The 26,512-nt window shown below is 60.9% G+C and carries 24 protein-coding genes and 1 riboswitch; of the genes, 6 read left to right on the top strand and 18 right to left on the bottom strand.

The window, feature by feature from the left end; genetic code table 11:
* The first annotated feature begins 60 nt into the window (after positions 1-60).
* Positions 61-870 carry a LexA family transcriptional regulator gene (locus MUN80_RS19860; RefSeq protein WP_244715585.1) on the top strand — a complete coding sequence of 270 codons (810 nt, stop codon included), beginning with the start codon at positions 61-63 and terminating at the stop codon, positions 868-870.
* A gap of 152 nt (positions 871-1,022) precedes the next feature.
* On the top strand, positions 1,023-1,742 hold the full coding sequence (locus tag MUN80_RS19855) for a pirin family protein (RefSeq protein ID WP_244715583.1): 720 nt from the start codon (positions 1,023-1,025) through the stop codon (positions 1,740-1,742).
* 376 nt (positions 1,743-2,118) lie between these two features.
* On the opposite strand, the gene MUN80_RS19850 is transcribed toward MUN80_RS19855, so the two are convergent.
* The 11 genes from MUN80_RS19850 to MUN80_RS19800 form a co-directional block, all read right to left on the bottom strand.
* On the bottom strand, positions 2,119-2,964 hold the full coding sequence (locus tag MUN80_RS19850) for an alpha/beta hydrolase (RefSeq protein WP_244715581.1): 846 nt from the start codon (positions 2,962-2,964) through the stop codon (positions 2,119-2,121).
* Positions 2,965-2,979: 15 nt separating this feature from the next.
* Positions 2,980-3,288 carry a hypothetical protein gene (locus tag MUN80_RS19845; protein ID WP_244715579.1) on the bottom strand — a complete coding sequence of 103 codons (309 nt, stop codon included), beginning with the start codon at positions 3,286-3,288 and terminating at the stop codon, positions 2,980-2,982.
* Positions 3,289-3,315: 27 nt separating this feature from the next.
* The gene (locus MUN80_RS19840) at positions 3,316-3,810 is read right to left on the bottom strand and encodes a hypothetical protein (RefSeq protein ID WP_244715577.1); all 495 of its coding nucleotides are present in this window, start codon (positions 3,808-3,810) and stop codon (positions 3,316-3,318) included.
* A gap of 6 nt (positions 3,811-3,816) precedes the next feature.
* Positions 3,817-5,703, bottom strand: coding sequence for a M2 family metallopeptidase (locus MUN80_RS19835; protein ID WP_244715575.1), 1,887 nt, complete (start codon positions 5,701-5,703; stop codon positions 3,817-3,819).
* A gap of 391 nt (positions 5,704-6,094) precedes the next feature.
* A complete protein-coding gene (locus MUN80_RS19830) occupies positions 6,095-7,042 on the bottom strand; it encodes a M90 family metallopeptidase (protein WP_244715573.1) in 948 nt (315 codons plus the stop codon).
* A gap of 42 nt (positions 7,043-7,084) precedes the next feature.
* Complete coding sequence (locus tag MUN80_RS19825) at positions 7,085-8,386, bottom strand: hypothetical protein (RefSeq protein WP_244715571.1); 1,302 nt, start codon at positions 8,384-8,386, stop codon at positions 7,085-7,087.
* Positions 8,387-8,465: 79 nt separating this feature from the next.
* Positions 8,466-9,371, bottom strand: coding sequence for a carboxypeptidase-like regulatory domain-containing protein (locus tag MUN80_RS19820; RefSeq protein ID WP_244715570.1), 906 nt, complete (start codon positions 9,369-9,371; stop codon positions 8,466-8,468).
* Positions 9,372-9,407: 36 nt separating this feature from the next.
* Complete coding sequence (locus MUN80_RS19815) at positions 9,408-9,572, bottom strand: hypothetical protein (protein WP_244715568.1); 165 nt, start codon at positions 9,570-9,572, stop codon at positions 9,408-9,410.
* Positions 9,573-9,775: 203 nt separating this feature from the next.
* On the bottom strand, positions 9,776-10,372 hold the full coding sequence (locus MUN80_RS19810; RefSeq protein ID WP_244715566.1) for a hypothetical protein: 597 nt from the start codon (positions 10,370-10,372) through the stop codon (positions 9,776-9,778).
* 29 nt (positions 10,373-10,401) lie between these two features.
* Positions 10,402-11,784, bottom strand: coding sequence for a DEAD/DEAH box helicase (locus MUN80_RS19805; RefSeq protein ID WP_244715564.1), 1,383 nt, complete (start codon positions 11,782-11,784; stop codon positions 10,402-10,404).
* Positions 11,785-12,082: 298 nt separating this feature from the next.
* A complete protein-coding gene (locus MUN80_RS19800) occupies positions 12,083-13,561 on the bottom strand; it encodes an aminotransferase-like domain-containing protein (protein ID WP_244715562.1) in 1,479 nt (492 codons plus the stop codon).
* A gap of 136 nt (positions 13,562-13,697) precedes the next feature.
* Between MUN80_RS19800 and MUN80_RS19795 the strand changes: the two genes are divergently transcribed.
* A complete protein-coding gene (locus tag MUN80_RS19795) occupies positions 13,698-14,468 on the top strand; it encodes a metal-dependent hydrolase (RefSeq protein WP_244715560.1) in 771 nt (256 codons plus the stop codon).
* 115 nt (positions 14,469-14,583) lie between these two features.
* A complete protein-coding gene (locus MUN80_RS19790; protein ID WP_244715558.1) occupies positions 14,584-15,066 on the top strand; it encodes a GNAT family N-acetyltransferase in 483 nt (160 codons plus the stop codon).
* Between the two features lie 73 nt (positions 15,067-15,139).
* Here MUN80_RS19790 and MUN80_RS19785 read toward each other — a convergent pair whose 3' ends face one another.
* Positions 15,140-16,108 carry a YihY/virulence factor BrkB family protein gene (locus MUN80_RS19785; protein ID WP_244715556.1) on the bottom strand — a complete coding sequence of 323 codons (969 nt, stop codon included), beginning with the start codon at positions 16,106-16,108 and terminating at the stop codon, positions 15,140-15,142.
* 98 nt (positions 16,109-16,206) lie between these two features.
* Between MUN80_RS19785 and MUN80_RS19780 the strand changes: the two genes are divergently transcribed.
* Positions 16,207-16,743: a DUF2062 domain-containing protein gene (locus MUN80_RS19780; RefSeq protein WP_244715554.1), complete on the top strand. Its 537-nt coding sequence runs from the start codon at positions 16,207-16,209 to the stop codon at positions 16,741-16,743.
* 198 nt (positions 16,744-16,941) lie between these two features.
* Here MUN80_RS19780 and MUN80_RS19775 read toward each other — a convergent pair whose 3' ends face one another.
* The 6 genes from MUN80_RS19775 to MUN80_RS19750 form a co-directional block, all read right to left on the bottom strand.
* On the bottom strand, positions 16,942-17,919 hold the full coding sequence (locus MUN80_RS19775; RefSeq protein ID WP_244715552.1) for an enhanced serine sensitivity protein SseB C-terminal domain-containing protein: 978 nt from the start codon (positions 17,917-17,919) through the stop codon (positions 16,942-16,944).
* A 117-nt stretch (positions 17,920-18,036) separates the two neighbouring features.
* Complete coding sequence (locus tag MUN80_RS19770; protein ID WP_244715550.1) at positions 18,037-18,471, bottom strand: c-type cytochrome; 435 nt, start codon at positions 18,469-18,471, stop codon at positions 18,037-18,039.
* Entirely contained in the window at positions 18,471-19,157 is a 687-nt protein-coding gene (locus MUN80_RS19765; protein WP_244715548.1) for an SCO family protein, read from the bottom strand. Before MUN80_RS19765 ends, MUN80_RS19770 begins: the two co-directional genes overlap by 1 nt.
* The gene (locus MUN80_RS19760) at positions 19,154-19,588 is read right to left on the bottom strand and encodes a hypothetical protein (protein WP_244715546.1); all 435 of its coding nucleotides are present in this window, start codon (positions 19,586-19,588) and stop codon (positions 19,154-19,156) included. Before MUN80_RS19760 ends, MUN80_RS19765 begins: the two co-directional genes overlap by 4 nt.
* A gap of 329 nt (positions 19,589-19,917) precedes the next feature.
* The gene (locus MUN80_RS19755; RefSeq protein WP_244715544.1) at positions 19,918-21,084 is read right to left on the bottom strand and encodes an LLM class flavin-dependent oxidoreductase; all 1,167 of its coding nucleotides are present in this window, start codon (positions 21,082-21,084) and stop codon (positions 19,918-19,920) included.
* A 61-nt stretch (positions 21,085-21,145) separates the two neighbouring features.
* The gene (locus MUN80_RS19750; protein ID WP_244715542.1) at positions 21,146-22,453 is read right to left on the bottom strand and encodes an APC family permease; all 1,308 of its coding nucleotides are present in this window, start codon (positions 22,451-22,453) and stop codon (positions 21,146-21,148) included.
* 346 nt (positions 22,454-22,799) lie between these two features.
* Positions 22,800-22,891, top strand: a riboswitch (SAM riboswitch).
* A 567-nt stretch (positions 22,892-23,458) separates the two neighbouring features.
* Between MUN80_RS19750 and MUN80_RS19745 the strand changes: the two genes are divergently transcribed.
* Entirely contained in the window at positions 23,459-26,509 is a 3,051-nt protein-coding gene (locus MUN80_RS19745) for a SusC/RagA family TonB-linked outer membrane protein (protein WP_244715540.1), read from the top strand.
* The last annotated feature ends 3 nt before the right edge of the window (positions 26,510-26,512 follow it).

The raw sequence follows: 26,512 nt of genomic DNA, 5'->3' as shown, positions 1-26,512 counted from the left end.
GCTAATTTCACGAGCCGATAACCCTTTGATGTCGAAGCCTTTCCCGGCTCCCTACCCGCGATGATAAATACTAACCTGAAATTCTGGCGGCGCGAACTGGCCCTGACTCAGGCTCAGATGGCCGAAAAACTAGGTATCAAACGCTCACTAGTAGGTGCTTACGAGGAGGGCCGCGCCGAGCCCAAGCTCAGCACCCTGGTGAATATGGCCCGCCTTTTCGGCATCAGCCTCGATTCCCTGGTCACGACTGACTTCACCAAGAAGAGCGCCCAGAAGGCCGCTTTGCGCCAGCTAGAGCCCGCTTCCACCTCGCCCGAGCCGCCCACGCCGCGCCCGGCCAACGGCCTGCGCATCCTGGCCCTGACCGTCGATAAAGAGCAAAACGAGAACATCGAGCTCGTGCCGCTTAAAGCCAGTGCCGGCTACCTCAATGGCTACGCCGACCCCGAATTTATTGAGGAGCTGCCCAAGTTCCGCCTGCCCATGCTCAGCACCGGTGGCACGTATCGAGCCTTCGAAATTGCCGGCGACTCGATGCTGCCCATTGCTTCGGGTACCGTCATCGTAGGCAAATACGTGGAGGATTGGATGACTATCAAGGACGGCACGCCCTGCGTGGTGGTCAGCAACAAGGAAGGCATCGTTTTCAAGCGGATCTTCAACAAGCTCAAGGACGGCGCCACGCTTTCCCTGCACTCCGACAACCCTGTGTACTCGCCCTACGAAATCGGGGTGGAGGACGTGGTGGAAATCTGGGAAGCCAAGTCTTACATCAGCAGCACGTTCCCCATTGCGGACCTGTCGCTCTCGCGCCTGGCCAGCATCGTGCTGGACCTGCAACAGCAGATGAGCACGCTCAAAAAGGCTTAGTCTGCGCTTCGCCGCTGAGCAGCTACTCGTATAGTGAGGCTCACTCGTATTTGACGGGTGAGCCTTGCTGTTTGGGGGTGGTTTCTAACTTAGCCCAGCTTTAGCGCGTATGCTTTAGGCAATTTGCTACCACACCAACCCCTGAACCTGCCATGCTGAAGTATATTCCCGCCACCGACCGCCACCACGCTGCGCCCGTGAGCTGGCTGAGCAGCTACTTCCTGTTTTCCTTCGCCGACTATTACGACCCCAACAACGTGCAGTTTGGGCCGCTACGGGTGTTCAACGACGACAGCATTGCGCCCAATTCGGGCTTCCCGCAGCATCCGCATTCCGAAATGGAAATCGTGACTATCGTGCTGGATGGGGAAGTGACCCACGAAGACACGATGGGCAACAAAACGACTATTCCCAAGGGCGAGGTGCAGCGCATGACAGCTGGCACCGGCCTGGCCCACTCCGAGTTCAACCACTCCGATAAGCCCCTGCACATCTACCAGCTGTGGTTTGTACCCAATCAGAAAGGGCTGGCGCCCAGCTACGAGCAGAAAGACCTCGATTTGCTTGATAGCAAAAACGAACTGATGCCGCTCGTGTCGGGGCAGAAAGTGCTGGAAGACGTGGTGTATATGAACTCTAACAGCACGATCTACTGGTCGAATCTGAAAGAAGGCAAGGAAATCGAGTTCAAGACCTTCCCGATTCGCAACACCTTTATCTACGTCAAAGAGGGCACAATTTACGTGAACGGCACCGAGCTGGGCCCCAACGACCAGGCCCGCATGACCGACGAGCACGTCGTCCAGATTCGGGCCACCAAGGATTCGCAGTTTATCCTGATTGATTTGCCCGCCGCCGAGGCCAACTTCTAGGCCCTACAAAAGAGCGACGAAAAAGGCCCGGAGATTCTCCGGGCCTTTTTTGTTAGAGCTGCTGAATAAGTACCCTAGTTTGCCTCAATACCCAGTATGAGAAGAATAAGGGGAAACTGTAGAGTATCGTTTGTGGCAGGAAATAGACCACGCGCTGCGGATAGGTTTTGCCCGCAACGGGAAGGAGCCCAACCAGAACGGTCGTTGCTAATCCAATGGCCAGTTGGAACCCAAAACTATAGCGTACTCCGTCCCAGGTAGTACGGTACAGGCTCCGGAGGTTGCCTAACACCGTGCTGGCCCCGTGCAATGCAAGGATGAGGAGCATCAGGAGCTTGGGGCGGTTGAGAGTGTAGTGCATACGCAGGTAGGAACTCTACTTCGTCGCGCTTTCTGGGGCAGGCTTAAATACGTACCGGAAGCCCCGCAGCGCCGAGGGGTGGTAAATGGTGCCGTGGGTTTCAGTAGGCATCGACTCGTAGTGCCAGGTAAGGGCGGGGTTGGGCGTGTCCTGCAGAATCTTGGCCAGGCGGGCCGAGGCGGCGGCAATAACCGGCTCGTCGCTCGAAGTCATGAACAGGGTTTTAGCCGGGCCCTTGTAAGCCTTGATGGTTGCGGCGGCTTGGCTAACGAGCTGCTCGTTGTTCCACCACAAGCTGGGGTCGAAGGCCAAGTAATGGTCGAACAGGTCGGGCTCCAGCAGCAGGGTTTCGACCACAAACAGGCCCGCCAGAGACTCGCCGACAATGGCTTTTTCCGGGGTGGTGCGGTAGCGGTGCTGCACCTGGGGCATCAGTTCCTGGCGGATAAACTTGCGAAACGCCACCGACTCGCCCACTTTGGGCGCAATCTTCTTATCCTCGGCCACCGTCGTGGGGCCGGTCAGGTCGCGGCGACGCTGGGTGTTTTCGATGCCGACCAGGATAAAGGGCCGCATGGTGTTGTTGCCGACCCCTACCTGCACCAAACCCGCCACGTGCAGAAAGTCTTCGGCTAGGCCACCGTCGGGCATGTAGAGCACCGGCAGCCGGAGCGTCGGGGTTTCGGCGTAGCCGGCGGGCAGGTACACGTTGATGCGCCGCGTTTCACCCAGGATTTTGGAAGCAATGGTGAAGGTTTCACCGATGACCAGGGGGGCAGCTTTGGTTTGGGCCGTGGCCTGGGAGGCAACAGTGGCCAGCAGGAGTAATAAGAAACCGCAGAAAAGATGCTTGGTATTCATGTTGGAGGATGGATGCTAGAGTTCTGCTACTTGAATGTCCTCATTCGTAGTAAGCATGAATTCGCATAGTTGCTTGAAGATGAGAGCCGCTTCCTGGGCGGCACAAAGATTGTCGCAGAAGTAGAATCCGGTGGCTTCCACGCTTACGAACACTGGAGGCCACGTTTCAGGGCTACTGAGCCGAGCCGACGTGGCTTCTGGAGTCAGCATAAAAAGACCCATTAGCGAGGTGCCGTGTTGCTCTACACGAAAACGGCGCTGCACGAACTGTAGCGCCGCTTCGGGATTGAAATTCTGGCCACTAAGCCGAAGCTCTTTGCCCATTACAGGATGTACTTTGTGATTCGACTGCTAAAGCAGGGTTTTCCAAACGTCAAGATAGTAGACAGAACTATCATCAGCCGTTTCATTGGCAGCTGAGGTAGCAGCCGCCAACTCATCCCAGGTAATTCCATCGTGGTATTTGGAGCTCAGGAAGGCGGACAAGATACTGTTGAGGTCAGCCGTAAGCCGAACCGGACAGCCAAAGGGCAAAGCCGCCGCGCTGGCCGAAATAAGGCTAAACCGCAATTGCGCAGCCTGCTCATCATGCCAGCAATAGAACTGCATGGGGTAACTCTGGCCGCGCTGAGCGAGTAGCTGCTGCCGCTTTGCTCCCATAATACCCAGCATCATCCGGTGTAGGTTTTCGGTGGTCAGTTGCCCGGCCTGTTCTGCCGTCAGAGACATAGAATGCTGATTGCTCAGCGCTTCCTTATTCACATCTTCAAACCCTGAACCAAGAAACAAGGGCGTCACCGAAAAGTCCCGCTCTACTTCAGCCACAAACTCCAGCGCATCACGCATACCTGACTACATCGTGTACTTGCGGCCCTTGTTCTGCTCCTTAAGGTAGGCCATCAGGGGCTGGAAGTAATCCACCATGGCGCGGGCCGAGAGGTCTTCGCCGGTTTTCTCCTTCAGCACCTGCCGCCAGTCCTTGCTGGCCCCGGGCCGCATGATGTCGGCCAGGAACGTGCCCACTTCCTTGCTGCCGTAGTAGTTGGTAGCGTGCGGGTCCTGCTTCAGGATTTTCTTGCTGATATGGTCGTGGAGCTGGAACAGGATGACGTAGCTCAGGGCATAGTCGTAGTACTGGGCTGGGTCGTCGTTGATGTGGGTTTTGGTGGCCGGGTCGAGGAAATTCTCCCCGCGCGTGGTGGGCGGCACGATGCCCTGGTACTTTTTCACCAGCTCCCACCACTTGGCGTTGAGCTGGTCGGCGGGCAGGTTGTCGGCGTAGAAGCTGTTTTCCCACTCGCTCATCACGCCCGAGGAGAAGGGAATGAAGGTCACGTAGTTCAGGGCTTCCTTAAGCAACGTTTGGGTCTGGTCGGTTTTGGCCTTGGCATCCTGCAAGCCCAGGCCCACCAGGAAGGGCTTCTGGGTGGCGGCCAGGCCCATCAGGCTGCCCATGGCCTCGTGGTAGGCACGGTTGGCCCCGGCCCGCAGCAGCACCGGCACCTCGGGGTTGGTGTAGGTCAGGTAGTAGTAGATGTGGCCCAGCTCGTGGTGGGTCGTTTCGTACCACTCGGTATTGGGCTCCACGCTCATCAGGCTCCGGACGTCGTTGTTGAGGTCCAGGTGCCAGGCCGAAGCGTGGTTATTCTTCTTGTAGGTCGCGGTTTTAGGTAGCGGATACAGACTGCTTTTCTCCCAGAACACCGGCGGCAGGGCCTGAAAGCCCAGGCTCTGGTAAAACCGCTCGGCCTGCTTCACTTGCCACTCGGCGCCTTTCTTAGCCAGTGTCCCGTCCAGGTTCACACCTTTCACATCGACCATGGCACTCCAGTCCTGGCCCCAACGGTTGGGCAGCCAGGAGGCGGGCAGGTAGTCGGGCACTTGCTTCTGCCCGTACTTTTTGGCCAGCTCGTAGCGGGCGTAGGTATGCAGTTCGCGGTACAAAGGCCGCAGCTCCTCGTTGATTTTGCGCACCAGCTGCATCATTTCCTCCCGGCTCATGCCGTAGTCGGAGGCCTGGTAGGTGAAGTAGTCGGGGTAGCCCAGGGCCTGCACGGTCTGGTTGCGCAGCCCGCGCAGGTTCAGCAGGCCGTCCTTGAGGGTGGGGCCAATGGCCTTGCTGGCTTCCCAGATGGCCTGGCGCTTTTTGGGGTCTTTTTCCTTGCGCAGCAGCTCGTCCAGGTCGTTGGTCGTGACGGACTTGCCGTTGTATTTATAGTCAAAGCCGTAGAGCTTTTCCGTCTGTTGGGTTTCGGCCTTGATGCGGCGCTTTACCACGTCGGCAATGGTCTGGGGGGAGTTGGCGGCGTTATAGAGGGCCGTTTGCAGCTGCTTGACCTGGATTTCGGTGAGCTGGTCTTTGTGCTCGAGCAGCTGGCGCAAATCGGCAATGTTCTGGCTGCTGCCCGTGAAGGCGGCCATGGCCTCGTTAGCCCGGGCTGTAGCGGCCGAGTTGGTCGTGTCGCCAGCTACAATGCGGGTGTTGGAGCGCCACTCCGCCTCCGCCGACTGGGTGTAGAGCTGCTGGTATTGAGCCGAGTAGTTGGCCAGAAACTCATCGGCCTGCCGGCCCCAGTCGATGGGGGCGGGTGGGGTAGAGGACTGAGCAGGAGCCGCGTCGGCAGCCGGGGCGGTGGCCGTAGCCGTCTTGGCCGTAGCCGTCTTGGCCGTAGGTGCGCAGGCCCAGAGCGCCGAGCCCAGCGTAGCCAGGGCCAGGCCCGAAATCAAAGGTTTTTTCATTGGAAGGGAAGTGGAGCGGAAAGGGCAAAGGGGTATTTCACGGGCTAAAATAGCCACTTGCCGGCAAAAGAAACCGAAGAGGCCACAAGGAGCCTCTATTTGCTTTTGGTTGAGAGCAGTCGGCAAACAACTGCCCGCTGCTTGCTTTACTTTTTAACCGGCTTCTAAAAAAAGTAAAGCAAACCGGTAGCGCTGCGCAACCCGGGAAAGTGCCGTTTAATGAGCGTGTCCTTGCCCGGCACAGCGTGGTAATCCGTCCTCTGAAATGGGCTGGGTGTTCTAAGGCGCAAAGCCCCTTCCTGCGGGGTGTAGGAAGGGGCTTTCTGGTAACAAAACGTTTATCACGAGCCGAGGACGGATGGCTTCGTTCCTCGCCATGACGGCGGAAAATCTAGGCGGCTTGTGCCTCCTGTTGCAGCAAATGACAGTCCTTGTACTTCTTGCCGCTACCGCAGGGGCAAGGGTCGTTGCGGCCGAATTTGCGCTTGGAGCGCAGGGTCTTGAGCCATTCCCGTGGGTCGACGCTGAAGCGCAGAAATCGTTTCTTGGGGTTTTGGCGCAAAGCCCGGCTTAGGAGCTGATACAGTTCGGGGTGGTTTTCCTGGAGCTTCTCGGGCTTTTCAAAGAAGTACTCCGTCACGACGGCGAAGAACTCGGCCTCGTTGGTGCCGCCGTAGGAATTGATTTCCGACTTGCCTTCCCGGATGGCTGCAATTTCGCGCTCCATCACCTCGGCCCAGGGCTTGAGCAGCTCGGGCGGCAAGGCCAGCTTGGGCACCCCGTCGATAACGCCGTCGGCCTCGTCGAGCATGTGGGCAAACTCGTGAATGCCCACGTTCTGCTTGTCCATGCCATCCTGAAAGCCTTTCTCCAGCGAGGCTTTCGACAGGTGCATGTAGTGCTGATTCTGGAAGTTGCGGACTGAGCCCAGTAGCTGCCCTTGCAGTGGGGCCAGCTCCCGGTTTGGGTCCCGGGCCTCCCGCCAGGCGTCGGGCACGATGAGCACCTCACCCAGGTTGCCGTACTCCCAGTCGCGGAAGCCGAAGATGGGAATGATGGCCGAAGCCGCCACCAGCACCCGCGTCACGTCGTCGACCTCGGTTTGCAGGCCCGTAATGCGGGTTTGGGCCAGAAACACCTGCACTTCCCGCTCGAAGCGCTTCTTCTCATCGACGGTGAGCGAGAGGTAAAAGGCCACGCGGGTAGCCAGAATCTGTCGCCATTCCTCGGGAAAATCGGCGGCCAGGGCGGCGGCTTTCACGCGGCTGTCCCGGGTTGCGTAGCGGTAAAAGAGGAAGATAATCCCGGCCAGTACGGCCAGGTAAATGATGTAATTCATGGCCCGCTAAACGGGTGGAAGCGGTTTAGGTTGGCCTGCGCCTTATTTTGCGCGGAAGGTCTTATCGGGGTTACGCCCCAGCCGGTAAGCCAGGCCCAGGCGCGCCACATAGTTGTTGCCCACAAAGGCCTGGATAATGTAGGAGTCGGAACCGGTGCTGCTGGCATAGAGCTGCCCGTCGAGGGTAGCGGTCAGGCGCTGGGCCCGCCAGCCCAGGCTTATGTTGGGCAGCAAGGTGGTGGCGCCAAATTTCAATTCCCGGGTATCCGGCGCTACCAGCAGCGGAGTAGAGGCACTGACCTCGGGCGAGAAGACCTTATTCAATTCATAGCCAAAGCCGATGAGCCACTGTTGCTCGCTGTGCGCCAGCGGGAACACAAAGCGAATCCCGAGGCGGGCCGTACCCAGCAGGGCCCGGTAGGTGAAGGGAGTGTAGCCGAGGCCAGCGGGGGTAAACTGGGTATACTGGCTGCCGCGGCTTTGGAACGGGCTCAGACTCAGCTCCCCGTAGACGGCCGCAATTCGGCCCGGCTGAAACAGTTCGGCATACAGACCGCCAAAGGGGCGGGGCTTGCAATCCGAGCAGCTGCCGTCGGTGCGGCCATACACCGACTCGATGCGGTTGTAGCGGACGCCGCCCAGCAGGCCCCCGCGAAAGGCCACGCGCCGCCGCAGCGTAGACTGCGACAACCAGCTGCGGCTAGGCTGCCTTTCGGGCGCGCACTCTGCTGAATACGCCTGAGCTACCGCCGCCAGCCCTTCGGCCGTGAATGGAGCAGAATCCACTACGGTTAAGGCCGCCGGACAATCGCCAAAAAGCAGGCCCAGCTGGCTGCGGTAGTTGTTGCCCTCAACTATGACCAGCTTACCCTGGCTGTCTATGCTCAGGTATTTTCGCTCACTCAAATCGAGGACGGGCTGGCCCGGGCGGTCCAGAAAGTAGTGCGTCGTGCTGATGGTAACCACCCGCAGGAGCCTGACCGGACCCTCCAGTAACACCTCCGCCAGGACTGAGTCGAGGCGCACATCGGGATAGAAGCCCTTGGGAAGCCGGTCAAGGCGGGTTTCGGCGGCGTGGTCGAGGGGCAGGGCCTCGTAGCGGAAGTACCGCCCGCCGGTAAAGCTGACGGTCCGGAGCTGCCGGGGTCTAAACAGCTCACTCGGACCTTGGGGAGTAGCCCGAAAGCGGATGTAGGTCGGCGGCTCCGTCCAGAAGCTGTTCTCTACTTCGCCCCGGAGTGTGTCCCCGTTGCTGCGTACCAGCAGGCCCGGCTCAAAGGTCTGGGCCTGGGCGGCAAGGCAATGAAGGAGAATATAGGTTAGTAACAGTAAACGTTTACGCATACGCTGGAATAATGCGGTTCAGTGCTTTAGAAATAAGGCTCTAAAGGTATAGCGTTTGGGGGCCGGCCAGCTCTATTTTTTACCGTTGTCGGCGAGGCCTGGCGCCGGCTGGCTGCCAGCTGGTGGCGGCGGTCAGGTAGAAAGCCGGCGCCGTCCCTTGCAGCTGCTGCCAGGGCTCCTGGGCCGTGTTTCGGGTCAGGTACTGCTGGGCCCGGCCGGGTGTGGAGGCCACCACAAAGCTGTTGCGGTGTACCGCTACCGTATCGTGCCTGATCCACTGCAGACTAGCCACCAGCTCTTCGCCCGCCGCCAGCTCTACATTCAGCTCCCGCAGGTCTACCTGTATCCAGCCGCGCTTTTGGGCTACGGCTACCGGTACGCTGTAAGTTGGCAGGGCCGGCGTAGGCTGTCCGGCGCGGGTGCGGTACAGATTTAACCGGACCGGAATCGTGCGAAAGGTGTTGAAGGCAACCCCGAAGTTAAAATACTGCAGCGTGCAGGCCTGGGGCATGGTCAGCCGGGCCGCTATTTCGTGGGCCGGCGCCGTGCTGATCAGGTTATGGGCGTTGTAGGCGTCGGTGGTCAACTCCTTGGCGCTTCGCCGGGTTCCTACCGTAGTGGTCGTTTCCAGGCGGGGCCGAATCGTGACCTCCTGCAGCGTCTGGGTCGTGACGGCAAGTCGCACGAGCTGCGGACCGGCCGAAAAAGCTGTGGCCGCCAGCCGCTGCGGCTCGTAGCCCAGGCACGAAATAAGGAGCTGAGCTTCCGGCGCCAGGGGCGAGGGTAGCGGAAGTTCAAATTTGCCCTGACCGTCGGCGGTGGTTCCGAGCGAGGTGCCCACCAGGCTGATGGTGGCGAAAGGAACACTGGTCAACGTCCGCGCCTCCAGCACCTGGCCCTGCGCCAAGAGCGTTTGCCCAAGAGTTGCCGGAATCGAAAGAAAAGAAAAGGCCCAGGACAGGAGCCACGCAAACAAGCCTTTCATTGGTGCGGTTAGCAAGAGCAGTGCGGGCAGGGAAAGCTAGAACGGCTGAGTCAGGTGCCCTTGCAGCCGCTCGCGCAGCAACTCAACCAGCAGCGGCGCCAGAAACTGGAATTTATCAGGAATGCGCAGATTGACAACGCGCTTGCCCGCCAGCTCCTCCCCAAACTTGTCGCGCAGAATATCGGCGTGGCGGCGCTCCATTACGAAAATAACGTCGGCCCACCCAATATGCCCGGCCTGCACGCGCACCCGGGCGCCCGGCTCGGTGCCGGCCGAGCGGGCCTCGTAGTGCGGGTGCCCGTCGAAGAGCCGCTCGGCCGTGAGGCTGCGCCAGCGGTTCTGGCTACAGATAAACAGGAGTTGGCGCAGGGCGGGGGCTGTAGTCGGATCGTTAATGGTAGAAGCTATTTTTTGAGCGTGAGCTTTTCGATAGAAGCCAGTAAAGCTGTCCGGTTTTTAGCTGATTTGATAAACGACGGCAGCCGTTCAACCATCGGTGAGTACGTAAGGGTCTGACGTTGGCGCAGCTTTGCTTGAATGTACTCCTTCAGATGCTGCAGGTGCTCGTAGTTATATGCCCATAAGATATCCGCCCCAAAGGAGGTTTGCAGCCAGAGCGTGGTTCCAAAGTAGGGTTCCGTTTCCGCACTCTGCGTTTTAACCGGGGCAAGATCTTCGTAAGTAGGGGTAAACTTGCTGGTCTGTAAGCAGGCTGGGCATTTGAGCCGCACAAAGCTTGTTTTTTGCTTTACCTTCTGCTGACTAGACGTAACCCGGTACCCGCATTCAGGACAGTATTGATGGACGGAGAGCTTATACAGCGGCCGGTGCGCAATAGCCCGGTGGCAGGCATAGCAGTGAAATTCGTGGTGCCCGGAGCTGGTTCTTTTGCTGACTTCAGCCCGTTGCCCGCAATGTGGGCACTCGACTACAAATGAATTGGTAAAGCTGTAAATGGTGTGGGGGCCGCCGGTGAACCGTTCAGAACCTTCGTCCTTCATTATGCTGACCCCCACATCAAAGGTTGTCTTTATTCGACGACCGATACCCGAATTTTCCGGCCCTTAATCTTGGCGCCCGTCACGCGGTTGGCTACTTCCTGGGCCTGCTCTCGGGGCACGGCCACGTAGCTGTAGTGGTCGAATACCTCGATGTGGCCTACCGCGTCGCGCTCCAGGCCACCGTGGGCGACGAAGGTACCTACCAGGTCGTGGGCACTGACTTTGTCGCGGCGGCCGGCCGATACGTGCAGCGTCGTGCTGGTGGGGCGAGGAGCCTTGGGCGCGGCGGGCGGCAGCTTGGGCGCGTGCATGTCCTGCCACTGGATGGTTTCGGCCACCGGCCACTTCTGCACGTGCTTCTGCTCGTGGGGCGTGGTCAGGATGTGGGCCACGCCCTCGGCGCCGGCGCGGGCCGTGCGACCCGCCCGGTGCTGGAAGGAGTCGGCCTTGTCGGGCGCATCGTACTGAATGACCGTATCGAGGGCCGTAACGTCGAGGCCGCGGGCGGCTACGTCGGTGGCTACTACCACTTGGCTGGAGCCGTTGCGCAGCTTCATCAGGGCCTTGTCGCGCTCGGGCTGGGGCATCTTGCCGTGCAGCACTTCAGCTGCTACGCCCCGGCCCTGCAGGAAGCGGGCCAGCTCGGCGCACTTTTCGCGGGTGTTGCAGAAAATCAGGGCCCGGCCGGTTTCGGGCTGGTGCAGCAGGTGCAACAGGGCAGCCGGCTTCTTCTCGATGGGGCCCACGTGGCCGCGCAGGGTCAGGTTTTCGGGCAGCGTGCCTTCGTCTTCACCGGCATTTACCACCCGGGGCCGGGTCAGATTCTTGCGAATCAAGTCCAGCACCTTATCCGACATCGTGGCCGAGAACAGCAACGTCTGGCGGCGGCGGGGCAGGCGCTTGATGATTTCGACCAGCTCGTCCTGAAAGCCCAGTTCCAGCAGCTTGTCGGCCTCGTCCAGAATCAGGACTTTGAGCTGGTTGGGAATAATGGTGCGGCGCTCGAAGTGGTCGAGCAAACGACCGGGCGTGGCCACCACAATGTGGGGCGCCTGCTTGAGCGAGGCGGTTTCGTCGCGGAAGGCGTGGCCCCCGTAGAAGGCCGCTACCCGCAGGTTGGGAATGTATTTGCCGAGCTTTTTGAGGGCATCACGCACCTGCAGGGCCAGCTCCCGGGCCGGCACCAGCACGATAATCTGCACCGCGTCGAGCTTCACATCCACCTGATGCAGGATAGACAAACCGTAGGCAGCGGTTTTACCCGAGCCGGTCGGTGCCTGTCCCACCACGTCCTGGGCGGCCAGCGCCATCGGAATAACTTGTTCCTGCACAGGCGTGGGAACGGTAAAATTCAGTTCTTCCAGGGCTTGTAACAGGGAAGGCGCGAGGCCAAGGTCGGCAAAAGAGGGCATGCGAATCGAAATAGTAGAAAGACAAAGGTACGCCGGATTTCGGCGGGAGTGGTAACCGTGCGCCTAACCGTGTAGTAAGGGGCACCCCGACCTGGCTGGGCTAGTTGTTTATTATTGGCTTTCTGAGAATAAACAACTAGCACGGTCGAGGCCAGCCGGGGGAGCGGGCAAGTCCTTACCAGGGTGGAAACTTCGGGTCGGCTATACACTCCTGCTTAGATACCTACCGGCGACTAAATGCCGGAAGCTTCGCGAAACTAGGGCAGAGGTGTGCGGGATAGAGAATGTTTTCCTTGCATCAGCCGGGGTATAGATGCTGCAGGACCTGGCTCAGAATCCGGATACTTTGGGCCAGCTCCTCGCTGTTCAGGGCGGCAAATCCCAGCCGCACGTGAAAGGGGCTGGCTTCGACGGCCGTCTGGTAGAGTTTACCGTCGCTTATTCCCAATCCTTGCCGCTGGCACTGCCGGGCAACTTCAGGCAGGTCCACGCAGTCGGCAAACCGGCCCCAAACGGCCAGCCCTCCCGTGGGCGCTTCGAACGTAAACCAGGCCGGCAGCTGTTCGCCCAGCAACTGGCAGAACACGTCCCGCCGCTGGTGATAGGCCAGGCGGGCCCGCTTTAAGTGAGTACCCATTTCGCCCTCGGCAAACAACTCGGCAATACCCTGCTCCAGTACCGTGTCGCCTTGCCGGTCGATGCGCCGCTGCCAGTGGCCCAGCTCCTCCACGACATCAGCGGGAGCCACTATATAGCCCACGCGGAAAGCCGGCGCCAGTACCTTGCTGAGTGAGCCCATATAAAGCACCCGACCGGTGCGGTCGGTGCTGGCCAGCGGCAGAATAGGGGCCCCGTCGTAGTGGAAGTCGAAGTCGTAGTCGTCTTCCAGAATAATAAAGTCGTGCTGCGTGGCGAGCTGCAACAGGCGCACCCGGCGCTCCGCGGACAGGGTGACGGTCGTCGGGTAATGATGATGGGGCGTCACGTACACAAGGCGCACAGCCTGCTGCTTACAAAGGGCCGCCAGTTCCTCGATACACAAGCCCTGGGCATCAACTCCCACACGGTGGAGGCGGGCGCCCTGGACAAGGAAGGCCCGGTCGGCGCCGTGGTAGCTGCGCTGCCCCACCACGACGGCGTCGCCGGGTTGCAGGAGCAGTTGGGCCAGCAAAAACAGCGACATCGTGCCGCCGCGGGTGATGGCCACGTTCTCCGGCTGAGCCGGCAGGCCCCGGGTAGCACGCAGATGCTCGGCCAGCTGCTGGCGCAAAGCCAGACTGCCGTTGGCCCCGGCATAGCCCAACAAATGGCGGCGGGCTGGCTGCAGGCACAAGGCGCGGTACTTGCGGGCCAGCGCCGCCAGCGGGGCCAGGCGGCTGTCGGGCGTGCTGCTCAGGGTCAGGGGGAGCGGCGCAGCAGGCCGCGGTGCGGCAGCCGGTCGGGACTTCGGGTACGAAAAAGCGGCCCGGGGCGCAATGTGGCGGGCCGCTTCCGATTGAAACGGCTGGGGTGCCACCGTCGGCAGGCGGGAGCTGACTACGGCTGCCCGGCAGGACCGCTGCTCAATCCAGCCCTGGGCTTCGAGCTCGTCGAAGGCCACCACGACGGTTTGGCGGTGCACGGCCAGCAGGCGGGCCAGGGTGCGCGTGCCCGGGAGCGGGTCGCGGGCGGCCAGCAGGCCCTGCTGCATCAGGTGAATCAGGCCGGTGGTCAGCTGCTGACTCAGGGAGGTGGCCGCGTGACGGTTTAGGGGAAGCAGCGTGGCGTAGGGAAGCATAACTGGCCCACTAGCTATCTGCAAACCGGACTACGCCACTGGGCCGGCAAGCTACTACGTTTGGGGGTGCTTGCGAAATAGCCCCGCCGGCAGCGGCTGCTTGCCATCCGTTTACTAGCTACCCTTTCCCGAGTCTATGTACCCCGAACCCACTACCATTCAGCTCCTAGGCCACGCCACGTTCAAAATAACCACGCCCGAAAAGAAGGTTATTCTGGTCGACCCCTGGCTGTTCGACAACCCCTATATCCCCCGGGGCCTGGAGCAGCAGCCGGTGGTGGACCTGATGCTGGTAACGCATGGGCACGAAGACCACATGGATATTCGGCTGAAAGAGCTCATCGACCAGACTTCGCCGACTATTATTGCCAACAACATCTGCCGGCGCTTTCTCATCGAGCAAGCCGTGGAGGAGGGCTTGTTTGAGCCCATGAACCTGGGCGGCAGCCTGCAGGTGCACGGCGTGACCGTGACCATGGTCAACGCCTTTCATCACGCGCACGTCTACCTCACCGAGAAGACCGTAACCTTTCCGCACGCCGCCAATGGCTTTGTGGTGTGCCTCTCGGACGGCACGACCGTGTATTTTGCGGGCGACACCTGCGTCTTCGGCGATATGCAGCTGATTCGGGAGCTTTACCAGCCCACGATTGCCGTGTTGCCCATCGGGGGCCGCTCCATGATGGGCGCCCTGGAGGCGGCCCACGCGGTAAAGCTGCTCCAGGTCGACCATGTGATTCCCTTCCATTACGGCACGGCCCCCGAACACACCCAAACCCCGGACGAGTTTGTGGCCCGCACCCGGCAGTATCCTAATACCCACATTCATCTGCTACAGGCCGGACAGGTATTGGATTGCTCGTCCATGACCGTGGGTGCTATGGCAAACCCCGAGTCTGCTTTGTAATCTTGCCAAACGTCCTTACGGCTTGGTCTTGGGCCGGCAGCTGGCTGGGCCGCCTATTCCGCCGCCTGTGCCTTCCCCCAAATAACCACCTATCCTTTTCTTTCTCTCCTTTCTGATGCTTCACCTTCAGCGGACCACTGGCACTCATCCTGATTTTCAGACCCTGGTTGCCCTCTTGGATCAGGACCTAGCCTTACGTGACGGGACCGAGCACACCTTCTACGCGGCGTTTAACAGCAGCACCTCGCTCCAGCACGTCGTCGTGGCCTATGAGCAGGGTTTTCCGGTCGGCTGCGGGGCGTTTAAAGAGTATGCCCCCGACCTGGTGGAAATCAAGCGCATGTTCGTGCGGGCCAGTAGCCGAAGAAAGGGGGTGGCCGCTAAAATTCTGCGCGAGCTAGAGGTCTGGGCCCAGGAGCTGCACTACGCGGGCAGCGTGCTGGAGACGGGCAAAAGACAACCGGAAGCCATTCGCCTGTATCAGCAGAGCGGCTACCGCTTCGTGCCTAACTACGGGCCCTACGTCGGGGTTGAAAACAGCGTGTGCCTGCAAAAAGCCCTGGACATTTCCCCAGCGGCAGATAGGGAAGCCCGCTAAGAAAAGGCCCGCCGCTGTGTTAGGAGCCTGGTTTCCGGCCCCGGTAGAATTTCAGGCTTGCTCCCTTGCCGCCTTACCAGCTGCCCGAGGCGCCGCGGTGCCGGGGCTCGTCGGGCAGGTCGACGAGGCGGTAGCGCACCGCGTTTTTCTTGGGCCGGATATCCAGGCCCACGTAGTGCGCATAGACTTTGGTAAAGCAGGCCCCGAAGTAGAAAATCATGGCCGAGTAAAACACGAACAACAGCACGAGCACGATGCTGGAGGCGTGGCCGTAAATCGGACCCAGGTTGCGGGGCACCAGCAAATGACCCAGGGCAAATTCCCCTAAATCGATGAGTACGGCCGTAACCAGGGCCCCGCGCAGCACGGCCTTCCAGGGCACGTGGGCGTAGCTCAGGTTGCGAAACGTGACGCCAAACCACACGGCCAGAATCAGCAGGGACACCAGCTGGTTGAGCGCCTGTACCACAAAGTAGCCGAAATTAGGGTCGAAGTCGCGGATGTAGTCGGCAAAGAAGGCCAGCCCGGCGTCGCTTCCAAAGGCCACCAACGAGAGCAGGCCCGTAGTGAGCAGCAACCCCAGGGAGCGGGTACGTTCCTTGAGCATCTTGCTGAAGCGGCCGGTTGTGCGGTTGGAACGCACCTGCCAGAGCTGGTTCAGGGAGTTCTGGATGACCACGAACAGCGTAGTGGCAATGAAGAGCAGGAAGCCGAATCCCAGCCAGGTAAGCAGGCGGCTGCGCTCAATGTTGCCTACGTTGAGCAAAATCTGCTCGACCAGCTCGGCGGCCGAGGTACCCAGCAGGGCCGAGAGCTTATCGAGCAGCCGCTGGCGCACTCCCGAGGTCGAATACACCGAACCCAGCACCTGAATCAGGATAATCAGGATGGGAGGGAGGGCAAACGTGGTGAAAAAAGCGGTGGCCGCGCCCAGCCGTAGCGGGTCGTTGAGGGCAAACTCCTTGGCGGCGCGGCGCAGCAGCAAAAAGAAATCTGTCCAGACTTTTCGGCGGGGCTGCCCCGGCTGGCGTACCTTTGTCATCGGCTTCACGTACGAACTTCGGGGTAAAGCCGTTTGGTGCGAACAACGAAGGTAAGGTGCCAGCGTCGTACTGTCTAGTCTCTTTTTTCCTGCTGTCCGTGTCTGCTCCCGTCCCCTCCGTGCTGCCCGCCGCCCCGCCCCCGCGCCCCGAGAACTGGTGGCGCCGTCGGGTGCTGGGCCCGTTGCGCAATATTCTGAAGCAGGGCCTGACCCCGCCCCAGCTGGCCCTGACCGTCGCTTTGGCCGTGCCGCTGGGCTTGGTGCCGATACTGGGCATCACCACGCTGCTGGCCTCATTTGCCGCCGTGCGCCTGCGTCTGAACGTGGCCGCCACACTGATTGTGAGTCACTTGATGAGCCCGCTGCAACTGGTGGTCCTGATTCCGCTGCTGCGCTTTGGGGCCCGTCTGCTCGGCAACGGGCAGGGGCCGGAGCTTAGCCTCAGCCAGTTGCAACACCTGTTTGCCACCGACTGGACCAGCGCCCTGTCGTTGTTGTGGCGGGCCGGGGCCGGGGCCGTGCTGCTCTGGGCCCTGGTATCGGTGCCGGTGGGGCTGGGGCTGTACTTTGGCCTACGGCCCGTGTTTCGGCGCCTGCTGGCCCGGCAAGTGGCGCCGGCCCAGGTGCAAGCGTAAAAACTACCAGAATCAGGGCGCAGCTTGGCTTAGTTTAGTGCAGTCTTCTATCTGCTGTGGCTCAGACAAAAGCAGGCTGCTTCTGAGAAGCTACTCTGAATCCACCCCGAAGAACCCACAGCGGGAAAATACGAAAGGCCGCCCCAGTTTCCGGGGCGGCCTTTGGCTTGGTGCGTAGCACGAATGCGGACTAGGTGGTTAGACCTCGGTGCGCGTATATACCGGAATGGCCTGCAGGAAGTACTGGTTGAGGGGCTCGTCGGAGTTCTTGTCGAGCACCATCACGTCTACCAGGTCGTCTTCCTTGAGCTTGCCCTGCACTACGGGGCCCATTTCCTCCAGGAAAGCGGGGTCGTTGTCGTCGGTGTAGAAAGCCAGCAGCAGGCGCGGCGGCGTGGTTTCGTCCTGGAAGCGTACCAGCGCTACGTGGGCCGTTTCAATCTGGGGCTTGCTCTGGGCAAAGCCCTGAATGGCCTCAATCAGGGGCATGTGGGCTTCGGTGGCGGGGCCCAGCGTGACCTGCATGTTGCCGCCGGGAGGGCCCTGCATGATGCTGCTGCTGAGCAGTTCGGCAATTTCATTGGCCGGCAGCATTTTGCCCACCGTCGAGAAGGGGTTCAGGGCGCAGTCGGCTCCTTGCACCATCTGGAAGAAATCGAGGCCGCGCAGGCGCATGTAGGGCAGGGAGTCTTGCTCGGTGCCACTTTCGAAAATCCGCTCCTTGGAGGTAAACACCGGAATTTTACCGTCGTTGAGCACCTGGAGCTGGATTTCCATGCCTTCCACCGGCGTTACTTCGCCCAGCGGCTCGCCTTCCTTCGGAATGGTCACCACGAATACTTCCTCATTGAGCAAAGCCTGGTAGAAACCGGGGCGGAACTCGGGCATGGTCGCGGCGTTGAAGAGCAACTGCTCCAGTACGTTGACGGGCTCGAAATGAGGCATGCTGGGCAGTTCCGGAATCGGCATCTGCGGCATGGGCATCGGCGGCATTTGCGGTATGGGAGCCGGGCTGGCCGGTGTGGGCGAGGTATAGCTGGAGCCCTTGTAGCGCGGGCCGCCCGGAGCCGGGGTTTCAGCGGGGGCGGAAGAAGCGGCGCCGGGAGTGGCGGGAGCCGGAGTTTCCGGCGTCTGGGGGGCCGGTTTGTTGGATTTCAGAAAGTCGAAGAGACCCATAAGACGTAGTGGATTGGATACGCAAGCTAAGGAGGTTTGCGGAAGAATGCCGCCAAAAATGCTCCTTCGTATGACTTTTATGGTAGCAATTTGGTTCCCAGCGGGTTTGAGAAGGCCTTAGCGCCCGTCGCTCGCCCCGCAGCCCCGCAACTGCTCGGAGACCTCCCGAATCGTGAAAATCTCGCCCTGATTGCCCCAGGACGTCTGCACGAAGTTCAGAATGTTGGTAATCTGCGAATCGGTCAGGTGAGTGTCGGCTGGGGGCATCACCTGATTGAACTCCACGCCATTTACCAGCAGTGGCCCTTTCAGGCCCTTGCGCACTAGGCAGGCCAGGCCCTGGCGGTTTTTGGTCAGGTAATCGGAGCCGGCCAGGGGCGGAATCAGGCGCTTGAGTCCTTCGCCCTTCGCGCCGTGGCAGTTGGAGCAGTGGGTTTCGTACAGCTTGGCGCCCTCGTTCTGCCGGTTGGAAAAGCAGCCCATAACGCTGGCGCCCCCGGCCAGTACGGCCAGGGCACGCAACATCCATACGGGCTGCTGGAGCATTTTCATTACTGCGCTTTTTTCTGCTTGGCGGCCTCTTCCTGTAGCAGCACGGGCAGGTCCTTAATAAGCTGGTCGACTTTCTCTTTCACCATGCCGTCGTACACGCCCCGGATGTGGCGGTCGGAGTCGACCAGGGCGAAGGCGCCGCTGTGGGCGTAGCCGCCGGCCACGGTGCTGTCTTTCTGGGCCGCGGCAAAGTAGCGCGGGGCCAGGCGAAAAATCGTGTCGTGGGGGGCCGTAGCGAAGTGCCAGCGGCTGGCGTCCTTGATGCCCAGGCGCTCGGCGTAGTCGCGCAGCACCGGGATGGAGTCGTGGGCCGGGTCGATGGTGTGCGACAGAAACACCACCTGCGGGTTGTCCTTGAATTGCTCGTACACCCGCAGCATTTCGCTCTGCATCTTGGGGCAGATGCTGGGGCAGGAGGCAAAGAAGAAGTCGGCAATGTAGACCTTGCCGGCAAAGGTCTGGTTGGTAATGGTCTTGCCTTCCTGGTTGGTCAGCGTGAAGGTGGGAATGGCGGCGAAAATCGTGTCGGCCGGGCCACCATCGGCGCGGGGGCGCACGTCCCGCTCCCCGTAGTAGGGCAGGGTTTGGGCGGTGTCGGCTTTATCGGAGCAGGAGGCAAAAGCCAGGGCACTGCCCACGGTCAGCAAAGAGACCTGGCAAGCGCGGCGGAAGGACAAGGAAATCATTGAGCGGAAGAGTTAGCGGCCGGAGTAGCCAGTTGTAAAACCAGCTTGGCCGAGTCAAGGTTCTGGCGCATGAGCTGGCCCACCGAATCTATTTTCTGCTGCTGGACGGCGAAGTAGCGCAGCTTAGCGGCGGTGGCTACCGTGTCGGCGGGCTTGCGGTACTGGTGCATCCAGCCCATCATGGCCGCATCGGCCCGGAGCAGGTTGTGACGCTGCCGGCCGGCCAGCACGGTGTCGGGCCCGGGAGCCTTTTGCAACTGCTGGCGTAGGTCGTAGAGCTGGCCCATCTGGGCCATGAGGGTATCGTGGCTGGCCAGCACGGCTTTTTCGGCAGCCTCCACTTGCTGCTGCTCATCGGGGCCGGCGCTGCAGGCAGCTACCAGGGCTGCGCAGCCCACGGCCAGCAGCAGGGAAGGACGGAATGTAAACACGCGGCAAAGGTAAGCCACGCGGCCCGGACTAGGAGGCGTGGCGGTGGTTAGTTGTCAGTTGCTGGTTGTCAGGCAAAGAATGTCACGTCCGGCAACGCGAGACATTCCGCGTGCTGTCGTTGCTATAGCGCCTGTCTGCCTGAGCTTTACGAAGAACTGTGTAGAATAGAAACGACCAGCAGAACAACAACTCGTGCTGATGTGCTAAGGCTCTTCGTACGTGGAATGCTCAGGATGACGGCCAGTTTCCAACAACGTCAGCACGCGCAATTCCTCGGCAAGCTCGGAATGACGTTCTGATTGCTCACCACTACTTCCTTTACCGCACTTTACCGCAGCGGGGCCGTGGTCAGCGGGGTGACGGGCGTTTCACGGGGCACCCGGCCCTGGAAGTGGGGCATGGAGACGTTTGGCAGGCGGGGCAGCACGTAGCGGGCAAAGTAGTCGGCCTCGCCCAGCAGGGGGTAGCCCGAGAAGATAAAGGCCCGGAAGCCCATGTCCATGTAGCGGTTGAGCTTCTCGACAATCTGGTCAGGGTTGCCAACCAAGGCCCCACCGGCCCCGGAGCGGGCCTTGCCGATATCGGTCCAGAGCAGGGGCTCCACGAAGCCTTCCATGTCGGCGTGCTCGCGCAGCTGGTTCTGGCGGTGCACGCCCAAGGACCACGAATCCTGGGCCCGGCTCTTGATTTCGGCGCCTTTCACGGGGTCAAACTTGGACATGAGCTTTTTAGCGTAGGCCCGGGCCTCGTCCTCAGTTTCGCGCACGATGACGTGAATGCGCAGCCCAAAGTCAATCTGCCGGCCGTGGGCGGCAGCCCGGGCGCTGAGGTCCTGCATCGTGTCGTAGAGCATTTCCTCGGTTTCGGGCCACATCAAAAACATGTCGCAGTACTGGGCGCACACCGCCCGGGCGCCTTCCGAGGTGCCACCGAAGTAGAGCAGGGGTCCGCCGTTTTGCTGGTAGGGCTTGGCCGGGTCGGCGGGCATGTCAAACTGGTACAACTCGCCTTGGTGCACGATACGCTCCTGGGTCCAGGCCTGGCGCAGGATTTCGATGGTTTCGGCGCAGCGCTGGTAGCGCAGCTCGGGCACCTCGCGCAGGCCGGGCAAGTCGGAGTTGATGATGTTGATGGTCAGCCGGCCCTCCAGCATGTGGTCGAGCGAGGCCAGGGCCCGGGCCAGCATGGGCGGGTGAATTTCCCCGGTCCGGATGGCGGTCAGTAGGTTGATGCGCGAGGTCTGGGGGGCAATGCCGGCGGCAAAGGTCATGACGTCCTGACCTACGGTGTAGGAGGTCGGCAGCAGGATGTTGGAATAGCCCAGCTCCTCGGACTTGAGCACGATGTCGCGGCAATGGGCCCAGGAACTGCGGTAGGCCCCGTCGAGCACGCTCAAATACTGGGTGTCGCCGCCGCAGAGGTCGTCGAACCAGGAGACTTCGGCCACCCGCTGCGGGGTGCGAATGGCAACGGAGGAAATGGGAGTGGAGAGCATCGGTAACGAGTCAGGAGTAGGATCGGCAGTAAGTAGTTGAGGCGTAACGGGCAAGTTGCGCTTACGAGGGAGAAGCCTGCCGCCGGTTAGAAACAAAGTAGAGCACCAGGCCCGCTACGGCTACGATGGCCACGTCGCGGGCCTCGTGGGCCGCGCTGTTCGACAACAGCCACAGACAGAGCCCTACGCACAACGCCGCCACCGCCACCCCACCCCACACCCGAAACGGCGCGGGCCGCTCGGGGTGGCGCCGCCGCAACACCGGCAGCGCGGCGCAGGTCAGGGCAAAGTAGGTCAGGCGAATAATGGTGCTCAGCGTCAGGGCGTAGATAAACGTGCCGGAAATGGCCAGTGCCAGCTTCAATACGGCCGACACCAGAATAGCCACGTAGGGCGTGCGAAACCGCGGGTGAGTCGCGCCGAAAAAGGCCGGAATCTGACCCTGCTCGGCCAAGGCAAACAGCAGACGGGGGCCAGTCAGCATCAGGGCGTTGAGCGTGCCCAGGGCCGTGAGCATGGCCGCTGCCGCCACGAAAGCCGCCCCAATGGGACCCAGAAACTGCTGGGTGGCACTGGCCAGGGGCCGCTCGGCCGAAGCCAGGTCGGGCAGGGTGCCGATGCACACCACCTGGACCAGCAGAAACAACACGGCCACGGTGGCAATGGCCGTGAATAGGGCGAAGGGCACGTTGCGCTGGGGCTGCTGGATTTCGGCGGCCGGAATAGCGGCCACATCGAAGCCCGAGAAGGTGAAAATCAGCAGGAGCACGGCGCTGGAAAAGCCGGTGTAGGTGGGCACCACGGCAAAGGAAAACGCCTGCCAGTCGACGAAAAACAAGCCCACCACCGTGAACAGGATAAGTAGCAGGACCTTGCTGACCGTAAACACGTTATTGGCCAGCGAAGCCCGCCGCACACCCACCAGGTTCAGCAGCGTCAGGGTTACAATCAAGGCGGCCATGAGCAAGCCACGGCCCAGGCCCGCGCCCATGCTGGGCCAGAAGTAGGCGGCGTAGTCGACAAACAGGTTGCAGAGGGCCGCGAAGCTGGCCAGGCGCGACACCCACAACAGCCAGCCGACTTCAAAACCGACCAGCGGCCCGAAGGCTTCCCGGGCGTAGAGGTAGGGCCCGCCCGCCCCGCTGAAGCGGCTGCTGACCTCGGCAAAGCAGAGAATAATCAGGGTTACAAGAGCGGCTGCGGCCCCGTAGGCCACCAGGCTGTAGGCGCCTACCAGGGCATAAATCTTGGCCGGCAAACCCAGGATACCGGCCCCGATGGTGATGTTGACAATAAGGGCCACGAAGTCCCAGCGGCGGATGCCACGCACGAGGTCGGGCCGCGGGGCGGCGACGGAAGGGGAGGACATGCAAAAAGCGAAAAGCAACGGAAAACGGGCGGCGCACTCGGCCCCCACGACGCGGAAGTCAGGTAGTTGCGGGGCAACAACAACAGCGGTTTTCGAACAACTTAACGGCAGGCATGCGGGTAAAAAACAGGAAAGGCGGGCAGCAGAATCACCCGATTTTTAGGAGCCATGACCGGCTGCGAGTGGCGGCAAATATAGACAGCGCGGCTCGCAGTGCAAGTTTTTAGCCGGGACGACCTGGGCGGTGAGAACTCAGGATTTTACCCGGATGAAAAATAATATTTGCGTTTCTGAAATCCGCTGCTTTACCTTTGGAGCACCAATTCTTTTACCCATCAAAGGATTGTTTTTATACAGAGGCGTGGAGAGACAGGCTCTATGAAACGCCGACAACCCCCGGAACATCCGGAACGGTGCCAAGTCCTGACCATATAAAAACAACAACGCCGTGAAAGCCTTTACCAGCTCCTCCGCCTTCCTCGCACCCCGCGCTGCCCAATCGTTTGGCTGTTGTGGGATGATGTGTTGCGCGGTCTGTATGCCCACGCTGGGCTAGAGCTGCTAAGGATCAGGTACTTCCTCGTTTTCCTTCTTGTTTGCTCACGTAGTCGGCTGACCTAGCACGTTGGCTTGCTGCACCCCCGCCGGGCCGCGTCTGCGCCGGGCGGGTCAGGCCGCGGCCGTTTCCGTCGGCCTGAATGACCAGATTTTCTTTCTGGCCACTCCGCTTTTTCTGCTCATAATCCTATTTTGGCTGCCCTATCGCAGTTGGAAGCAGTCCGGCTGTGCACAAGTCGGACTGGAGCGAAGAAGCCCCATGTTTTCTGATTTTACCCCCTCCCGTTTGGCGCCGCTGGTACCGTTACGCTGGGCAAGCTGCGACCTTTCTGGTATGCGTGATTTGTCGGGTAACTGCTTGGTATAGTGGCGATAAATGGCGGGTAGAATCGGAGTGGGGCAGGGTTGGCCGGGAGCTTTTGCTTCCCAGATAGCCACTTCCTTTTTATGAAATCCTCTACTCTTCTGGCGGTGCCGGCCGCCTTAGCGGGCATCGTGTGCATCGCCAGTCCGGCCTGGGCCCAAACTGCACCGTCGGCTCAAACCGCCGCGCAACCCATTACGGGCACTATCACCGACGCGGCCGACGGCAGCCCCCTTCCAGGCGTTACCGTCGTGGTGAAAGGCACCACCGTCGGCGCCTCCACTGACCCCAGCGGACAATTCACGCTGAGTTTGCCGGCGGGTAGTAATGCGTTGGTCATTAGCGCCGTAGGTTACGAAAGTCAGACGGTAACAGCCTCCGGCGGCCTGGTGCGCGTCCGGTTGAAAGCCGACATCAAGCAGCTCTCCGAAGTAGTCGTGACCGGCTACAGTGAGCAAAACCGCAAGACGCTGACCAGCGCCATCAGCTCGGTGAAGGGCGACGCGCTAAAGGACATACCGGCCGCCAGCCCCGACCAGCTCCTGCAGGGCAAGGCGCCGGGCGTGCAGGTATCGGCCAATTCGGGCGTGCCCGGGGGCGGTATTTTCATCCGCATCCGCGGGAGCAACTCGGTGAATGCCAGCAACGACCCGCTCTACGTGGTCGACGGTGTATTTATCAACAATACCAACCTTATTGCTACCGGCCTAGGCAACCAGGTGTCGTCGAACCCGCTGGCCGATCTGAATCCGCAGGACATCGAAAGCATCGAAATCCTCAAGGATGCCAACGCCACGGCCATTTATGGCTCCCGCGGGGCCAACGGGGTGGTGCTGATTCAAACCAAGCGCGGCAAGGCCGGCGACAAAACCCGCATTACCTTCAACACCTACCACGGTTGGTCGAGGGCGGCCAAGCAGTACGATTTGGTAACTGGGCCCGAGCTAGCCGAATTGGAAAATGAGCGGTTTCTGAACGACGGGGGCAACCCGGCGCAATTGCCCTACCGCTCGGTAGCCTCGGGCGGGCGGGGTCTGCCCGAGGAGCAGCCCACTTACGACCGGCTTTCCGACGTGTTTCGCACGGCCCAGACCCAGAGCTACGAATTGTCGGCGGCCGGGGGCTCGGACAAAACCCAGTTCTACATCGGGGCGGGCTATTTCCAGCAGGAATCCATTGCGAGGCCCAGCGCCTTCGACCGGTTTTCGCTGCGCGTAAACCTCGACAACTCCGTGACTGACAAGCTGCGCATCGGCACCAGCACGGCCCTGGCCCGCACCCACCGCAACGTGAGCAGCAACGACAACAACCCGGTGGGCGTCATCAACTCGGCCTTGTTTCCGCGCACGAATTTGCCGGTGTATAACCCTGACGGTACCTACGCCAAGTACGGCTCCTTCGACAACCACCAGGCCCTGATTGACCACCTCAACAACGACGCGGTAGGCACCCGTATCATTTCTAACGTCTACGGCGAGTACCGCCTGCGGAAAAACCTGACGTTGCGCAGCAGTTGGAGCATCGACTTCAACGACATGTACGAAAACAACTTCAACAACACCCTGATTCTGGCCGGTCAGCCCCGGGGCACAGCCTCGTCCTACCTCTCGCGCGACATAACGTTGCTCAACGAGCAGACCCTGAACTACAACGTTGATTTGGGTGAAAACCACTCCCTGCAGGCCCTGGTGGGCAATACCCTGCAACGCAACACCTTCCAGCGCACTAGCCTGCTGGGCCAGCAGTTTCCCGGCAACGACCTGACCACCATTGCCTCCGCCGCTACCCAAACAGGCTCTTCATCCCGCTCCCAGGCCGGGTTGGTATCGTTCTTCGGCAAGGCCACTTACTCCTATAAGAGCCGCTACACCGCCGACGTGAGCGTGCGAGCCGACGCCTCGTCACGCTTCGGGCGCGACAACCGCTGGGGCTATTTCCCGGCCGTGGGCCTGGGCTGGCGCCTGGGTGAGGAAGCCTTTATCCAGAACCTCAACGTGTTCCAGGAGCTTAAGCTACGGGCTAGCGTGGGCAAAACCGGCAACCAGGCCGGCATCAGCGACTTTGCCGCCCTGGGCCTGGTGCAAGGCGGGGCCAACTACCTCGACTTGCCCGGCACGGCTCCGCTGCAGCTGGCCAACCCCAACTTGAGCTGGGAAAGCACCCGGCAGTGGAACGTGGGCCTGGATGCTGCCGTGCTCGACAACCGCCTGCAGCTGGAGCTCAACTACTACGATAAGTACACCTCGGGCCTGCTGCTCAACGTGCCGGTGCCGCGCAAGACCGGCTTTGCCTCGGTCGTGGAAAACTACGGGGCCGTCAGCAACAAGGGCTTTGAGGCCCAGGCCACCGTGAACTGGCTGGCCAAAGGGCCGCTGCAGTGGAGCACCACGGTGAACCTGGCCCGCAACGTGAACAAGATTCAAAAGCTGGCCGCGCCCATTACCACCGGCTCGCGCGACATTTTCCGCCTCGAAGAAGGCGCCCCGCTCTACTCGTTCTGGCTCTACCGCCAAACGGGCGTGAACCCCGAAAGCGGGGACGCGCAGTACGAGGACGTGAACGGCGACGGGCAGATTACGGTGGCCGACCGGCAGCTGGTCGGCAACGCCTGGCCCGACTACTTCGGCGGCCTCACCAACTCGGTGACGTATAAAGGAGTGGACTTTGGCTTTTCGCTCAACTTTGAGCAGGGTGCCAAAATCATGAACATGAACCGCTTCTTCCTTGTGCACGGCGGTACCCAGAGCAACATCGGCTACCTGCGCGAGCAGCTCGACCGGTGGCAAAACCCCGGCGACCAGACCGACATTCCGCGCCTGACCACTAACCCGTCCAGCAACAACTACGGCGGGGTGGTGCAAAACCTCAGTGACCGGTACCTCGAAGACGGCTCCTTTCTGCGCCTGCGCACTCTCACGCTGGGCTACACCATCCCGAAGGAAACCCTGGACAAGGCCCGCCTGAACTCGGTGCGCGTGTATGTGCAGGCGGCTAACCTGTTCACCCTCACGCCTTACTCCGGCCTCGATCCCGAGGTGAACTCCCAGAGCGGGGTGAGCAACACCAAAAACTTCGACTGGGCCACGGTGCCCCAGCCCCGCACTTTCCAGGTGGGCGTCACGGTCGGACTCTAAAAC

Source organism: Hymenobacter cellulosivorans, assembly GCF_022919135.1.
Lineage (GTDB): Bacteria > Bacteroidota > Bacteroidia > Cytophagales > Hymenobacteraceae > Hymenobacter > Hymenobacter cellulosivorans.
This window is presented reverse-complemented; position numbering and strand designations above follow the sequence as displayed.

Coding starts and splice junctions, on each gene's coding strand:
- MUN80_RS19860 (WP_244715585.1), top strand. CDS start 61: ATGATAAATACTAACCTGAAATTCTGGCGGCGCGAACTGGCCCTGACT.
- MUN80_RS19855 (WP_244715583.1), top strand. CDS start 1,023: ATGCTGAAGTATATTCCCGCCACCGACCGCCACCACGCTGCGCCCGTG.
- MUN80_RS19850 (WP_244715581.1), bottom strand. CDS start 2,964: ATGAATACCAAGCATCTTTTCTGCGGTTTCTTATTACTCCTGCTGGCC.
- MUN80_RS19845 (WP_244715579.1), bottom strand. CDS start 3,288: ATGGGCAAAGAGCTTCGGCTTAGTGGCCAGAATTTCAATCCCGAAGCG.
- MUN80_RS19840 (WP_244715577.1), bottom strand. CDS start 3,810: ATGCGTGATGCGCTGGAGTTTGTGGCTGAAGTAGAGCGGGACTTTTCG.
- MUN80_RS19835 (WP_244715575.1), bottom strand. CDS start 5,703: ATGAAAAAACCTTTGATTTCGGGCCTGGCCCTGGCTACGCTGGGCTCG.
- MUN80_RS19830 (WP_244715573.1), bottom strand. CDS start 7,042: ATGAATTACATCATTTACCTGGCCGTACTGGCCGGGATTATCTTCCTC.
- MUN80_RS19825 (WP_244715571.1), bottom strand. CDS start 8,386: ATGCGTAAACGTTTACTGTTACTAACCTATATTCTCCTTCATTGCCTT.
- MUN80_RS19820 (WP_244715570.1), bottom strand. CDS start 9,371: ATGAAAGGCTTGTTTGCGTGGCTCCTGTCCTGGGCCTTTTCTTTTCTT.
- MUN80_RS19815 (WP_244715568.1), bottom strand. CDS start 9,572: ATGGAGCGCCGCCACGCCGATATTCTGCGCGACAAGTTTGGGGAGGAG.
- MUN80_RS19810 (WP_244715566.1), bottom strand. CDS start 10,372: ATGAAGGACGAAGGTTCTGAACGGTTCACCGGCGGCCCCCACACCATT.
- MUN80_RS19805 (WP_244715564.1), bottom strand. CDS start 11,784: ATGCCCTCTTTTGCCGACCTTGGCCTCGCGCCTTCCCTGTTACAAGCC.
- MUN80_RS19800 (WP_244715562.1), bottom strand. CDS start 13,561: ATGCTTCCCTACGCCACGCTGCTTCCCCTAAACCGTCACGCGGCCACC.
- MUN80_RS19795 (WP_244715560.1), top strand. CDS start 13,698: ATGTACCCCGAACCCACTACCATTCAGCTCCTAGGCCACGCCACGTTC.
- MUN80_RS19790 (WP_244715558.1), top strand. CDS start 14,584: ATGCTTCACCTTCAGCGGACCACTGGCACTCATCCTGATTTTCAGACC.
- MUN80_RS19785 (WP_244715556.1), bottom strand. CDS start 16,108: ATGACAAAGGTACGCCAGCCGGGGCAGCCCCGCCGAAAAGTCTGGACA.
- MUN80_RS19775 (WP_244715552.1), bottom strand. CDS start 17,919: ATGGGTCTCTTCGACTTTCTGAAATCCAACAAACCGGCCCCCCAGACG.
- MUN80_RS19770 (WP_244715550.1), bottom strand. CDS start 18,471: ATGAAAATGCTCCAGCAGCCCGTATGGATGTTGCGTGCCCTGGCCGTA.
- MUN80_RS19765 (WP_244715548.1), bottom strand. CDS start 19,157: ATGATTTCCTTGTCCTTCCGCCGCGCTTGCCAGGTCTCTTTGCTGACC.
- MUN80_RS19755 (WP_244715544.1), bottom strand. CDS start 21,084: ATGCTCTCCACTCCCATTTCCTCCGTTGCCATTCGCACCCCGCAGCGG.
- MUN80_RS19750 (WP_244715542.1), bottom strand. CDS start 22,453: ATGTCCTCCCCTTCCGTCGCCGCCCCGCGGCCCGACCTCGTGCGTGGC.
- MUN80_RS19745 (WP_244715540.1), top strand. CDS start 23,459: ATGAAATCCTCTACTCTTCTGGCGGTGCCGGCCGCCTTAGCGGGCATC.